The organism is Streptomyces antibioticus (assembly GCF_002019855.1).
GTDB classification, from domain to species: Bacteria; Actinomycetota; Actinomycetes; order Streptomycetales; family Streptomycetaceae; genus Streptomyces; species Streptomyces antibioticus_B.
The window spans coordinates 7,858,219-7,870,323 of the sequence record NZ_CM007717.1 but is presented as its reverse complement, the minus strand read 5'-3'; the positions used below and the strand labels follow the sequence as shown (position 1 = coordinate 7,870,323).

General features: G+C 73.1%; 12 protein-coding genes. 6 read left to right on the top strand and 6 right to left on the bottom strand.

Going from position 1 to position 12,105, the window contains the following annotated elements:
- The first annotated feature begins 148 nt into the window (after positions 1 to 148).
- Genes AFM16_RS35535 through AFM16_RS35520 form a run of 4 tightly spaced genes read left to right on the top strand, consistent with a single transcriptional unit; the run spans position 149 to position 3,970 of the window.
- Entirely contained in the window at positions 149 to 2,272 is a 2,124-nt protein-coding gene (locus tag AFM16_RS35535) for a SpoIIE family protein phosphatase (RefSeq protein WP_078636435.1), read from the top strand.
- 42 nt (positions 2,273 to 2,314) lie between these two features.
- Positions 2,315 to 3,271 (top strand): YihY/virulence factor BrkB family protein, encoded by a 957-nt coding sequence (locus AFM16_RS35530; RefSeq protein WP_078636434.1) that lies wholly within the window; start codon positions 2,315 to 2,317, stop codon positions 3,269 to 3,271.
- Positions 3,272 to 3,308: 37 nt separating this feature from the next.
- Positions 3,309 to 3,737 (top strand): phage holin family protein, encoded by a 429-nt coding sequence (locus tag AFM16_RS35525; RefSeq protein ID WP_107419217.1) that lies wholly within the window; start codon positions 3,309 to 3,311, stop codon positions 3,735 to 3,737.
- On the top strand, positions 3,734 to 3,970 hold the full coding sequence (locus AFM16_RS35520) for a DUF3618 domain-containing protein (RefSeq protein WP_078636433.1): 237 nt from the start codon (positions 3,734 to 3,736) through the stop codon (positions 3,968 to 3,970). Before AFM16_RS35525 ends, AFM16_RS35520 begins: the two co-directional genes overlap by 4 nt.
- 84 nt (positions 3,971 to 4,054) lie before the next feature.
- On the opposite strand, the gene AFM16_RS35515 is transcribed toward AFM16_RS35520, so the two are convergent.
- Positions 4,055 to 4,381 (bottom strand): plasmid stabilization protein, encoded by a 327-nt coding sequence (locus AFM16_RS35515; protein WP_078636432.1) that lies wholly within the window; start codon positions 4,379 to 4,381, stop codon positions 4,055 to 4,057.
- 238 nt (positions 4,382 to 4,619) lie between these two features.
- Between AFM16_RS35515 and AFM16_RS35510 the strand changes: the two genes are divergently transcribed.
- Positions 4,620 to 4,823, top strand: a complete 204-nt coding sequence (locus AFM16_RS35510; protein WP_007502648.1) for a cold-shock protein — start codon at positions 4,620 to 4,622, stop codon at positions 4,821 to 4,823.
- A gap of 87 nt (positions 4,824 to 4,910) precedes the next feature.
- On the top strand, positions 4,911 to 6,620 hold the full coding sequence (locus AFM16_RS35505) for a DEAD/DEAH box helicase (protein ID WP_078636431.1): 1,710 nt from the start codon (positions 4,911 to 4,913) through the stop codon (positions 6,618 to 6,620).
- 598 nt (positions 6,621 to 7,218) lie between these two features.
- Here the strand turns inward: AFM16_RS35505 and AFM16_RS35500 are convergent.
- From AFM16_RS35500 to AFM16_RS35480, 5 genes are all read right to left on the bottom strand, one after another.
- On the bottom strand, positions 7,219 to 8,043 hold the full coding sequence (locus tag AFM16_RS35500; RefSeq protein WP_078636430.1) for an L-histidine N(alpha)-methyltransferase: 825 nt from the start codon (positions 8,041 to 8,043) through the stop codon (positions 7,219 to 7,221).
- 110 nt (positions 8,044 to 8,153) lie between these two features.
- Positions 8,154 to 8,627: a carboxymuconolactone decarboxylase family protein gene (locus AFM16_RS35495; protein WP_078636429.1), complete on the bottom strand. Its 474-nt coding sequence runs from the start codon at positions 8,625 to 8,627 to the stop codon at positions 8,154 to 8,156.
- Between the two features lie 89 nt (positions 8,628 to 8,716).
- Positions 8,717 to 9,166, bottom strand: a complete 450-nt coding sequence (locus tag AFM16_RS35490; RefSeq protein WP_078636428.1) for a response regulator — start codon at positions 9,164 to 9,166, stop codon at positions 8,717 to 8,719.
- Positions 9,163 to 10,704, bottom strand: a complete 1,542-nt coding sequence (locus AFM16_RS35485) for a sensor histidine kinase (RefSeq protein WP_107419345.1) — start codon at positions 10,702 to 10,704, stop codon at positions 9,163 to 9,165. Before AFM16_RS35485 ends, AFM16_RS35490 begins: the two co-directional genes overlap by 4 nt.
- Positions 10,705 to 10,781: 77 nt before the next feature.
- Positions 10,782 to 12,053, bottom strand: coding sequence for a PP2C family protein-serine/threonine phosphatase (locus AFM16_RS35480; RefSeq protein ID WP_051780217.1), 1,272 nt, complete (start codon positions 12,051 to 12,053; stop codon positions 10,782 to 10,784).
- Positions 12,054 to 12,105 lie beyond the last annotated feature (52 nt).

Sequence of the window (12,105 nt, the reverse complement as noted above, 5' to 3'; positions counted from 1 at the left end):
CCTCGCCTCCAGTGTCCGGCATGGGCGCGCGCACGGGGAGGGGCCGGGCGCGGGGCGGGCGCCGGGTGACGTGCCGGGGGCACGGCGGGGGCGTAGCGTCCCCCTATGGGCAGCCCTACGGGCATCAGGTCGGGTGCGGAGGTGTCCGGTGTCGAGCGCGGATGATCCGGGCCCGCGGGACGCTCCCCCGGACGCCGCGCTCGCGGACACGGTCCGGGGCACCGGCGCGTCCCTGGGCGCCCTGTATCTGCTCGCCCCCGACGAGCGGGTCCTGCGCCTGTCTTTGCTGTGCGGGGCGTCGGCCGAGGTCGCCGCGCCGTGGGCGACGGTCACGGTGAACGCGCCCTCCCCGGTGGCCACCGCCGTCCGCGAGGAGCGTCTCGTCTGGATGGCGGGCCGGGACGAACTGGTGCGGGCCTATCCGCGCAGCGCGATGGCGCTGCCGTACCCCCTCTCGCTGGCCGCCGCGCCGGTCACCGGGGCACGGCGGTGGGGCGCGCTGCTGCTGTTGTGGCCGACCGACAGCCGCCCGCCGCACATGACCGCGCGCGAACGGGCCAACATCATGGCCGGCTGCCGTCGGCTGGCCCGACTGCTGGAGGACGCGGACGGGCCGGCCGATGTGTCCGGCCGGGGTGCCGGTCCGCCGCGGGTGGTCCCGGTCGCGGCCGGCGGCCGTCCCGCGAGCCCGGCGGCCGCCGCGGCCGACTTCGCCGAGCGGCTGCCCGGCGGGAGCTGCGCCCTGGACCTGGAGGGCCGGTTCACCTATCTCAGCTCGGGCGCCTGCGAACTGCTGGGCCGTGACGCCGACCATCTGCTCGGCACCCTGCCCTGGCACTCCCTGCGCTGGCTGGACGATCCGGTCCACGAGGAGCGCTACCGGGCCGCCCTGCTCAGCCGGCGGCCGGTGACGTTCACCGCGTGCCGCCCGCCCGACCGGTGGCTGGACTTCCACCTCTACCCCGACGCCAGCGGCATCAGCGTCCGCGTCACGCCCACCGGCACACCGGAGCCGGTGCCGCCCGTCGAGCAGCGGCCCGTGTGGCCCGCCGGGGTCGGCCGGCTCTACCAACTCGTGCACCTGGCGGCCGGGTTGACCGAGGTCGTCGGGGTCCAGGACGTCATCGACCTGGTCGCCGACCAGATCATGCCCGCCTTCGGCGCCCAGGGCCTGGTGCTGTCCGCGGCCGAGGGCGGCAGGCTGCGCATCACCGGCACCCGCGGCTATCCGCCGGTGACCGTCGGCCGCCTCGACGGCCTGCCCGTGGACACCACGCTGACCCCCGCGGGACAGGCCCTGAGCAGCGGCGTGCCCGCGTTCTTCGGCGACCCCGAGGAACTGCGGCGGGCCTACCCCGAGGCCCAGCGGATGAGCGACAAGCACGCGTGGGCGTTCCTGCCGCTGATCGTCTCCGGCCGCCCCGTCGGCTGCTGCATCCTCTCCTACGACCGTCCCCACACGTTCACCGCCGAGGACCGGGCCGTCCTGACCTCGCTCGCCGGGCTCGTCGCCCAGGCCATGGACCGCGCCCGTCTCTACGACGCCAAACACGCGCTCGCCCACAGCCTCCAGGCGGCGCTGCTCCCGCGCACCCTGCCCACGGTCCCCGGGCTGCGGGTGGCCGCCCGCTATCTGCCCGCCACCCGGGGCATGGACATCGGCGGCGACTTCTACGACCTGATCCCGCTCGGCGACGGCGCCGTGGCCGCCGTCATCGGGGACGTCCAGGGCCACAACGCCGCCGCGGCCGCCCTGATGGGACAGGTCAGCACCGCCGTGCACGCCTACGCGGCCCGCGGCGCGGACCCCGACGAGGTGCTGTCCGCCACCAACCGGCTGCTCGCCGGCTTCGGCCCCGAGCTGTTCACGAGCTGTCTCTACGCCCATCTCGACCTGGCGTCGGGACGCGCCGCCCTGGCGAGCGCCGGGCACCCCCCGCCGCTGGTGCGGCGAGAGGGTTCCGCCCGGCCGCTCGACGTCGTCCCGGGGCCGCTGCTGGGCGTCGACCCCGACGCGTCCTTCCCCGTGACCGATGTCGCGCTCGGCGCGGGTCACGTCCTCGCCTTCTACACCGACGGGCTGGTGGAGACGCCGGGGGCCGACATCGAGGAGGCGATCGCCGACCTGGCCGTGGAGCTGGGCCGGGCCGGCCCGCGGGCCCCTGACCTGCTGATCGACCATCTCCTCGGACACTCCCCGGCGGCCGGCCGGCGCGCCGACGACATCGCCGTGCTCGTCCTGCACTACGCGCCGGACGAGCAGGTTCCGTGAGGAAACCGGATACGGACGGCCCGATCCGGATACCCGGCGGGAATGGCACGGACACTCAAGGGGCCGACCGACCTGCCCAAGCACTCCTGGGGCGCGGCCCTGAAGGGCACGCTGAAGGAGTTCAAGAAGGACGAGCTGACCGACCGGGCCGCCGCCCTGACCTACTACTCGATCCTCGCCCTGTTCCCGGCGCTGCTCGCGCTGGTGTCGGTGCTGGGTCTGACCGGCGAGTCGGCGACCCGGGCGGTGCTGGACAACATCCAGAAGCTGGCTCCGGGGCCCGCGCAGGACATCCTGCGCGGCGCCGTGCAGCAGATGCAGGGCCGGGGCGGTCTGGGCTCGGTCATGGCCGTCGTGGGCGTGGTGCTCGCGGTGTGGTCGGCGTCGGGCTATGTCGCCGCGTTCATCCGCAGCGCCAACGCGGTCTACGACCTCCCCGAGGGCCGTCCGGTGTGGAAGGTGCTGCCGGTGCGGGTCGGGGTGACCGTCGTGCTGATGGTGCTGGCCGTGTTCAGCGCGCTGATCGTGGTGTTCACGGGCAGTCTCGCCCGGCAGGCCGGCAGCACGCTCGGGGCCGGTGACACGTTCCTGACCGTGTGGTCGTACGCGAAGTGGCCGGTCCTGGTCGTCCTGGTCACGCTGATGATCGCGCTGCTGTACTGGGCGACCCCCAACGCCAAGGTCCGCGGCTTCCGCTGGCTCACGCCGGGCAGCTTCCTGGCGCTGGTGATCTGGATGGCCGCGTCGGCCGGCTTCGCGCTCTACGTGGCGAACTTCGCCTCCTACAACAAGACCTACGGCACCCTCGCCGGCGTGATCGTCTTCCTGGTCTGGCTGTGGATCACCAATCTGGCGATCCTGCTCGGCCTGGAGTTCGACGCCGAACTGGTGCGTCAGCGCGCCGTCGCCGGGGGCCGGCCGGCCGACGAGGAACCGTACGTCGAGCCGCGTGACACGAGGACGTGGGACGACGAGGACCGGCGCCGGCTCGGCGGATGACCTCCCTTCGAAACGGACGAAAGACAGGTGAGCACTCATGACCCAGGTGACCCAGGACGCGCCGCACCGCACGGAGGCCGGGGCGCAGGAACCGGTGGGCGAGCTGGTGCAGCGCGCGACGCAGCAGTTGTCGCAACTGGTGCGCGACGAGATGCGTCTGGCGCAGGCCGAGATGACCGTGAAGGGCAAACGCTTCGGACGCGGCGGGGGCCTCTTCGGCGGCGCCGGCCTGATGGCCGTCATCACCCTTCAGGCCCTGGTGGCCACGGCGATCGCCGCGTTGTCGCTGGTGCTCGACGTGTGGGCCGCCGCGCTGATCGTCACGGGTGTCCTGGCGTGCGTCACCGCCGTCATGGCGGCGCTCGGCAGGAAGGAGTTCGCCAAGGCGTCCCCGCCGAAGCCGGAACAGACCATGGACAGCGTCAGGGCCGATGTGGCCGAGATCAAGGAGAAGGCACACCGATGACCAAGGACGAGCGGCAGACACCCGAGGAGCTGCGCGGGCAGGTCGAGGCGACCCGCGAGGAGCTGGGCCGGACCGTGCAGGCGCTCGCGGCCAGGACGGACGTCAAGGCCCGGGCGCGCGAGAAGGCGGACCAGGGCATGCGTCTGGCGCGGTCGCACCGTACGCCGCTGATCGCGGCGGCGAGCGCGCTGGCGGCGCTGCTGGTCGCCCTGGAGGTCAGGAAGCGGCACTGACGGCCGTGCGCGCGTCGGCCCGTCCGCACCCGGGTGTCCCGGTGCCGGACGGGCCGACGCGTGTCCAGTCCGTCGTGTCGTGGTTCAGCGGCCCAGGGCGTCGGCGAGCTGCTGCTTGCTCATCGAGGAGCGGCCGTGGATGTCGCGCTTCCTCGCCTCCTCGTAGAGCTGGTCCCGGGTGGGGCCCTGGGCGCCGCTGTGCGAGCGCTCGCCGCCGCGCCGGTACGCGGACTTCGGGTCGCGGGTGGAGGTCTTGCTCGCGGTCTTCGACTCGCCCGACCTCGCCCGCTCCTTGTTGACCGTGCGAGCCGCGATCTCCTTGGCGCGCCCGGCCGGCTCTCCGCGGTCCTCGGCGCTCTTCCTGATGTGCTCGTACTGTCGCTCGCGCTTCGCGTTCGATCCGGCAGGCATGGTGCCCCTCCTCGCGATGGGATGCGTCCGGGACGCCGGGTTCCCTTCCGCGACCCGCCCACACGCGGTGCGACGCGCCGATGATCCGCATTCGGGCGGTGGGGTGTGTTAGGCTTGCAGAGTTGTAGTTGTGGTACCCATGAACCTTTGCGCCTGGGGGGACCGATTCTCCTCCGGGCGTTTTCGTTTTTTCCGGCTTCTCCGGATGGGGCCTCTCTGCCTACAGAAGGAGAATGTCATGGCACAGGGAACCGTGAAGTGGTTCAACTCTGAAAAGGGTTTCGGTTTCATCGAGCAGGACGGCGGCGGCCCCGACGTCTTCGCTCACTACTCGAACATCGCGACGCAGGGCTTCCGTGAGCTCCAGGAGGGCCAGCGGGTCTCCTTCGACGTCACGCAGGGCCAGAAGGGCCCGCAGGCGGAGAACATCGTCCCCGCCTGATCCCCGGACGCGAGTCGCAGACCGGGGTCCGTACCAGCATTGGTGCGGACCCCGGTCTCTGTTGTTGTCAGAAAGGCAGAGCACCGCATGGCCCGCAGGTTCCAGAAGCCGAACCGTCGTTCCTCGTCGCCCCGGCCGGCCGCGACGCCGTCCAGGGAATTCCAGTTGCCGGTGAGCACGACCCCCGGCCTTCCCGCCGTCGAGGACTTCGCCGACCTGGACATGCCCGCGGCGCTGCTCAAGACCCTCACCGCGCAGGGGGTGACCACCCCCTTCCCCATCCAGGCCGCCACGCTGCCGAACTCGCTCGCGGGACGTGACGTGCTGGGGCGGGGGCGCACCGGGTCCGGCAAGACCCTCGCCTTCGGCCTGGCGCTCCTGGCCCGCACCGCCGGGCTGCGCGCGGAGCCCAGGGCGCCGCTCGCGCTCGTGCTGGTGCCCACCCGGGAACTCGCCCAGCAGGTGACCGACGCGCTGACCCCGTACGCGACGGCGGTGAACCTCCGGCTGGCCACCGTGGTCGGCGGGCTGTCCATCACCAAGCAGGCCGCCACGCTGCGGCGCGGCGCCGAGGTGCTGGTGGCGACGCCCGGCCGTCTCAACGACCTCGTGGAGCGCGGCGACTGCGTGCTCGACGGCATCGGCATCACGGTGCTGGACGAGGCCGACCAGATGACCGACATGGGCTTCCTGCCGCAGATCACCAAGCTGCTCCGGCAGGTGCGGCCCGACGGGCAGCGCATGCTGTTCTCGGCGACGCTGGACCGCAACATCGACCGTCTGGTCCGGGACTTCCTCTCCGACCCGGTCGTGCACTCCGTGGACCCGTCCGCCGGGGCGGTGACGACCATGGAGCACCATGTGCTGCACGTCCTGGACGAGACGGACAAGAAGGCGGTCACCACCCGCATCGCCGCGCGCGACGGGCGGGTCATCCTCTTCCTCGACACCAAGCGGTCCGCCGACCGGCTCGCCAAGCGGCTGCTGTCCGTCGGCGTCCGCGCGGCCGCGCTGCACGGCGGCCGTTCGCAGCCGCAGCGCAACCGTGTCCTGGAGCAGTTCAAGAACGGCCAGGTCACCGCGCTCGTCGCGACGAACGTCATGGCCCGCGGCATACACGTGGACGATCTCGAACTGGTCGTGAACGTCGACCCGCCCACCGATCACAAGGACTATCTGCACCGCGGCGGCCGTACGGCCCGCGCGGGCGGCTCGGGCAGCGTGGTCACGCTGGTCCTGCCGGAGCAGAAGCGGGACGTCACCCGGCTGATGTCGGACGCGGACATCACCCCGCGCACGGCCCGCATCACCTCCGGCGACCCGGCCCTGACCACGATCACCGGCGCCCGTGAGCCCTCGGGCGTCCCGGTCGTCATCGAGGTCCCCGCTCCCCCGGCGGCGGAGGCTCCCCTCCCCGGCACGGGCAAGCGCCCCAACCGCCGGCGCCGTTCGCGTGGCGCGGCGGGTGCGGAGGGCGCGTCCGGGGCCGCGGCCGGCGGTGCCTCCGGCGGCCGCGGCCGCGCCGGTCGGCCCGCCGCCGCGGACGGTGGCGGCGGCCGCCGCGCCTCGGCGGGCACGACGGGCGGCAACGGCACCCGGCGAACGGGACGCTCCGCGTCCCCCGACGCGCCCACCGCCAAGCCGACGGGCAACGCGACCGGCACGAGCCCCCGGGGCACGGGCCGCCGCACGGCCTCCAACCCGCCCGCCAACGGCACCGGCCGCACCGGCAACCCCGCCAACGGCCGCGGCGGCCGGGGCCGGGGGCGAGGCCGCGGCACTTCGTCCGCCGCGTAGTCGACGACACGTCCGCCTTCCGGCCCCGCCGACCGGGGGCCGGGAGGCGATGCGGCGGCGCCGGACGCCGATCACCGGCCACAGCGCGGCACGGGCCCCCGTCGCCCAGGGCGCGAACGGCGGCCGCAGGACATCACGCTCAGCCTCGATCCGGGTATCGCCGCCCTCCCCGGCTCCGTCGACCGCGCCGACAGGGAGCCGGGAGACGATCCGGCGCACCAAGACGCTGCTCACCGGCCACAGCGCCGCACCGGGTCCGCGTCACCCGGGACTTCGCGCTCAGCCTCGGTCCGGCATGGTCGGGTGGGCCTGCCCGGGGGTGTCGCGCCGGCGGACCCGGCTCCCGTTCGCCGCCCGGCCGGGTGGGGTACGTCGGTGGTCGCGTCGGTCGGGCCGGGGCGGCCCGGGTGCATGGGGCCTGGCTGACCCGCCCCGGCCCGCAGTGATCGCCGCCCCCCAGGGCTCCCACCGGTGTCACCCGACTGCCCACCGCACCGCGGGAGTCCGTCCCTCGGCCCAGGCCCGTCGCTTTCCCCTCCTCGGGAGGGCTCACCGTCGGCTCGGGCCCGGGGCGCAGCCCCCGCCGGGCGATCCCCGCTCAGTCCGACTCCGGGCGGACCGCCTCGCCCTTGAAGAACGTGTAGTGGAACGTGCCGTCCGCGTCCGTCGTGCGGTGCAGGTCCGTGATGCCCCGGTCCCAGTCGGCGGCGGTCGTCAGGCCCGCGGCCACCGCTCGGTCGCGGACCGCTGCGATCATGCCGATGAAGGTGCTCCGGGTGAAGCCGCCGACCAGCGCCGGGCGGGAGTTGTCGGCGTAGACCGTGCGGGGGCGGACCGTCACCCGGGTGTAGCCGGCGGAGGTCAGCAGGGGGTACAGCTCGCGGCCGATCAGCGCGTTGCCTCCCGCGTCGGCCTGGAGGCGGACCTGGCAGTCGATCGCCGCGCGGGCGTAGGCGCTGTGGGGGTGGAAGAACGCCGAGCCGTGATCGCCCTCGATGACCGTGAGGGTACCGCCGGGCTTGAGGAGGCGGCGCAGGGTGGTGAGCGCCCGCTGCGGGGCCGTCAGGTGTTCCAGGACGAAGCAGACGAAGATGTGGTCGAAGGACGCTTCGGGGAAAGGGAGTTGGAATAGGTCCGCCCGCAGCCAGGTCACCCGGGCCGCCGGGGTCTGGTCCGTCACCCGGGCCCTGGCCTCGGCGAGGGACTCCGCGGAGATGTCCACGGCGACGAACTCGGCCTCGGGGCTCGCCGCCACCAGGTGCACGGTCTGCGCGCCGACCCCGCAGCCGACCTCCAGGACCCGGCTTCCCGCGGGGTAGGACGTGCCCCCGTGGAGCAGGGCGGCGAGGGTGTCCGCCTGGTCCTCCAGGCGGCGGGCCTCGTGGTCGGAGTAGCCGTGGACGTAGGAGAGGGATGTCGTCATGGGGGGAGTCTGGTGGGGGCGGGGGGCGGTCGACAGGGCCAATCGGGCGTGGTCTTCCAGGGCCACTCCGCAACCGCCACGCGCCCCTGCCGGCCCGCCCCCGCACTCCCTCAGTGGAGCTGGCCCGCCTTGTAACCGCCCGCCGGCTGGCGGGTGATGACGTTCAGCCGGTTCGCGGCGTTCATGAAGGCGATCATCGCGACCAGCGCGGCGAGCTGCTCGTCGTCGTAGTGCTTGGCGGCGGCCGCCCACACCTCGTCGTCGACCCCGCCGGCCCCGTCGGCGACCCGGGTGCCCTGCTCGGCCAGTTCCAGCGCGGCGCGCTCGGCGTCGGTGAAGACCGTGGCCTCGCGCCAGCCGGCGACCAGGTGGAGGCGTACCGAGGTCTCCCCGGCCGCCTCGGCCTCCTTGGTGTGCATGTCGATGCAGAACGCGCAGCCGTTGATCTGGCTCACGCGCAGGGCGACCAGCTCGTGCGTCGAGGCCGGCAGCGGCAGTGACTTGATCGCCTTGCCCGCCGCCATGAAGGGCTTGAGGACCTGACCGACGGCCGGGTCTCCGAAGAAGTTCAGTCGCGCGTCCATGGGGTGCTCCTCGTGGTGGTGAGTGTCTGTGTTCACTCACTGGACGAGACGGGCCCGGCGCTTTGTGACACCGGCGAAAGTGACCCGCGTCACCCCTGGGCGCGGGGCAGCCGGACCACCTGGACGAAGAAGTCGTCGATCTGGCGGACCGCGGCGATGAACTGGTCCAGATCGACGGGCTTGGTGACATACGCGTTCGCGTGCAGCTTGTAGCTGCGCAGGATGTCCTCCTCGGCGGCGGAGGTGGTGAGCACCACCACCGGGATGTGGGCCAGCGCCGGGTCGGACTTGATCTTCTCCAGGACCTGACGGCCGTCGTACTTGGGCAGGTTGAGGTCGAGCAGGATGAGATCGGGCCGGGGCGCCCCGGTGTGCGCGCCTCGCTGGTAGAGGAAGTCGAGCGCCTCCTCGCCGTCGCGGACGACGTGCAGGGTGTTGCCGATCTTGTTGTCCTCGAACGCCTCGCGGGTCATGAGTTCGTCGCCCGGGTCGTCCTCGACCAGGAGGACGTCGACCGGGGTGGCGGCGGGAGTGGTCATGTCAGGGCCTTCTCGGGGGTGTGCTGTGCGGGGTCCGGCGTCGCGGTGAGGACGGGCAGGGTGAAGCGGAACCGGGTGCCCTCCGTGTGGTCGGTGTCGATCCGGATCAGCCCGCCGTGGTACTCGACGATCTTCTTGCACAGGGCGAGTCCGATCCCGGTGCCACCATAGGCGTCCCGGCCGTGCAGCCGCTGAAAGATGACGAACACCTTCTCGGCGAACTCCGGCGGGATGCCTATGCCGTTGTCGGTGACGTCCAGCAGCCAGGTGCCGGGCTCCTCGGGATGGGGTGCGCAGGTGATCCGTACGTGCGGGGTGCGGTCGGGGCTGCGGAACTTGACGGCGTTGCCGATGAGGTTCTGCCAGAGCATGGCGAGCAGCAGCGGGTCGCCGAGGACGCGGGGCAGGTGCTCCGGCCGTTCGAGGCGGGTGCCGGTCTCGGTGAGGGCGGTGTCCAGGTTGGTGAGGGCCCGGTCGAGCGCCTCGTCGAGGGACACGGGCAGCCGGGCGTCGTTGACGCGGCCGACCCGGGAGAAGGTGAGCAGGTCGTTGATGAGGATCTGCATGCGCTTGGCGCCGTCCACGGCGAAGTCGACGTACTGGCGGCCGCGGTCGTCCAGTGTGTCGCCGTACCGTTTCTCCAGGAGCTGGCAGAAGGAGGCGACCTTGCGCAGGGGTTCCTGGAGGTCGTGGGAGGCCACATAGGCGAACTGTTCGAGTTCGGCGTTGGAGCGGCGCAGTTCGACGGCCTGGGCGTCGAGGGCGGCGGTCTGCCGGGCGAGGTTCTCCTGCTGGCGGCGTGAGGCGTCGAGTTCGGCGACGATCTGCCTGCGCATGTACTCGACGTCCGTGGCGACGGCGGTGAGGTCGCGTGGTCCGGCGCCGGTGATGACATGGCCGAAGTCGCCGCGCGCGACCCGCCGGGAGGATTCGCGCAGAACCGCGAGCGGGCGGGCGACGAGCAGCCGGATCAGGACGGCCAGGACGGCGCCGGTCAGCAGGAACACCACGACGAGGGCGCTGAGGATGACGGTGCGCAGGGTCCGTACGTGCTCCAGCCGGTCCTTGCCGTCGCGGACGGCTTGGGTCAGGCCCGCGTTCTGGTCGGCGGCCCGGGCGCGGACCTCGTCGAACAGCTTCTTGCCGCGCTCGGCGGTCGCCGCGTCGATGGTGCCGGGCTCGCCGGCGGTGACACCGGCGACGAGGGGTTCGGCGTAGGTGCGTCGCCAGGCGGCGGCTCGCTGTTCGACGGCCTCGAGGTCGTGCAGGAGCGCGGCCCGGTCACCGACGAGGGCGCGCAGCCGGGCGGCCGAGCGGGCCTCCTCGCGGGTGCCCTGTGTGTACGGCTCCAGGAACCGGGGGTCGGCGGTGATGACGTAGCCGCGCACGCCCGTCTCCTGGTTGACCAGCGCGGACTGGAGGCGGTACGCCTCGGTGCGGGCCGGCAGGGTGCGGTCGGCCAGTTGGTCGCTGGTCTCCCCGGTGCGGCTGAGCAGTCTCGCGCCGACGACGCTGCCGACGAGGACCAGCAGGGTCATCACGGCCAGGGCCAGATGGAACCAGCCCTGAACCGTCAGCCTGCGGCCGATCCACGGTGTGCGGGCTTCGTTCCTGGTCACCGCCGCTCCTGTGTCCCTTCCCACGTCTCTTCCCGTGTCTGTTCCGTGTGCCGGCGCAGGTGCACCACGGCCACGTCGTCGTCCAGACCGCCCTGCGCCTCGGCGAGCCCCTCGGCGCGCTCGATCAGCCCGTCGACGAACTCCTCGGGCGGCCGCCCGGCGAACTCGCGGGCGAGGCGCAGCAGTCCGTCCTCGCCCAGCCGCTCCCTGCCGCGGCCGACGTATCCCTCGAAGAGGCCGTCGGTGAAGAGCACCAGCGCCGCCCCGTCCGGTACGGCGAACTCCTCGACCGGCCAGGTGGCCAGTCCGGGGATGACGCCGAGGGCGGGGCCGCCGGGTACCTCGACCCATTCGACACGGCCTGCGGAGCGCAGCAGCATGCCGGGGTGTCCGGCCCGGGTGATCCGGACCGCGCGGGCGCCCGGCGCGGCGGTGAGGCTGGTCAGGGTGGCGAACGCCTCGCTGCGGACGCGTTCGGCCACGAGGATCTCCTCCAGGCGGGCGACCTGTTCGGCGCCCGTGACCCCGCTGAGGACCAGGGTGCGCCAGGCGATCCGCAGGGCCACGCCGAGGGCGGCCTCGTCGGGGCCGTGCCCGGAGACGTCACCGATGAGCGCGTGCAGGGTGCCGTCGGTGCTCTGCACGATGTCGTAGAAGTCGCCGCCGAGGAGGGCCTGGGAGCGGCCGGGGCGGTAGCGGGCGACGGCCTCGATGCCGTCGCCGCGCAGCAACGGGCGGGGCAGCAGGCCGCGTTCGAGGCGGGCGTTCTCCTGGGCCTGCATCTGGCCGGCCTGGAGGGCGACCGCCGCCTGTTCGGCCTGCTTGCGCTGGATGGCGTAGCGCACGGCCCGTCCGAACAGGTCGGGTTCGACACGGCCCTTGACCAGGTAGTCCTGGGCGCCGGCCGCGACCGCGGCAAGGGCGGTCTCCTCCTCGGCCAGGCCGGTCAGCACCACGACGGCGATCCGGTCGGCGTGGGTGCGGACCTGCGAGACCGCTTCGAGGCCGTGGGCGTCGGGCAGGTTGAGGTCGAGCAGGACGCAGTCGGGCGTCTCCTGGGCCAGGACGTGCCGGGCGTCGGCCATCGAACGCACCCATCGCAGGCGCATCTTCAGGGCGCTGTCGGCGACGAGTTCCTCCACCAGCAGGGCGTCGCCCGCGTCGTCCTCGATGAGCAGGACCGACGGCTCACGCCACTCCCACACCGTGTCGGGTCCGTCTCGCTCGGGAGAGGCCGAACCGACGATTTCCGCTTCCGACGTCACCATTGTCCTGGTTTTCCCACTCCGCTTGCCCGCCCCCATCGGCGGCCCGAACGGC

What these genes read in the sequence shown, in the direction of transcription:
- AFM16_RS35515 (WP_078636432.1), bottom strand. Translation starts at nt 4,381, where the DNA reads ATGCCTGCCGGATCGAACGCGAAGCGCGAGCGACAGTACGAGCACATC.
- AFM16_RS35490 (WP_078636428.1), bottom strand. Translation starts at nt 9,166, where the DNA reads ATGACCACTCCCGCCGCCACCCCGGTCGACGTCCTCCTGGTCGAGGAC.
- AFM16_RS35480 (WP_051780217.1), bottom strand. Translation starts at nt 12,053, where the DNA reads ATGGTGACGTCGGAAGCGGAAATCGTCGGTTCGGCCTCTCCCGAGCGA.
- AFM16_RS35525 (WP_107419217.1), top strand. Translation starts at nt 3,309, where the DNA reads ATGACCCAGGTGACCCAGGACGCGCCGCACCGCACGGAGGCCGGGGCG.
- AFM16_RS35520 (WP_078636433.1), top strand. Translation starts at nt 3,734, where the DNA reads ATGACCAAGGACGAGCGGCAGACACCCGAGGAGCTGCGCGGGCAGGTC.
- AFM16_RS35485 (WP_107419345.1), bottom strand. Translation starts at nt 10,704, where the DNA reads ATGACCCTGCTGGTCCTCGTCGGCAGCGTCGTCGGCGCGAGACTGCTC.
- AFM16_RS35530 (WP_078636434.1), top strand. Translation starts at nt 2,315, where the DNA reads ATGGCACGGACACTCAAGGGGCCGACCGACCTGCCCAAGCACTCCTGG.
- AFM16_RS35505 (WP_078636431.1), top strand. Translation starts at nt 4,911, where the DNA reads ATGGCCCGCAGGTTCCAGAAGCCGAACCGTCGTTCCTCGTCGCCCCGG.
- AFM16_RS35510 (WP_007502648.1), top strand. Translation starts at nt 4,620, where the DNA reads ATGGCACAGGGAACCGTGAAGTGGTTCAACTCTGAAAAGGGTTTCGGT.
- AFM16_RS35500 (WP_078636430.1), bottom strand. Translation starts at nt 8,043, where the DNA reads ATGACGACATCCCTCTCCTACGTCCACGGCTACTCCGACCACGAGGCC.
- AFM16_RS35495 (WP_078636429.1), bottom strand. Translation starts at nt 8,627, where the DNA reads ATGGACGCGCGACTGAACTTCTTCGGAGACCCGGCCGTCGGTCAGGTC.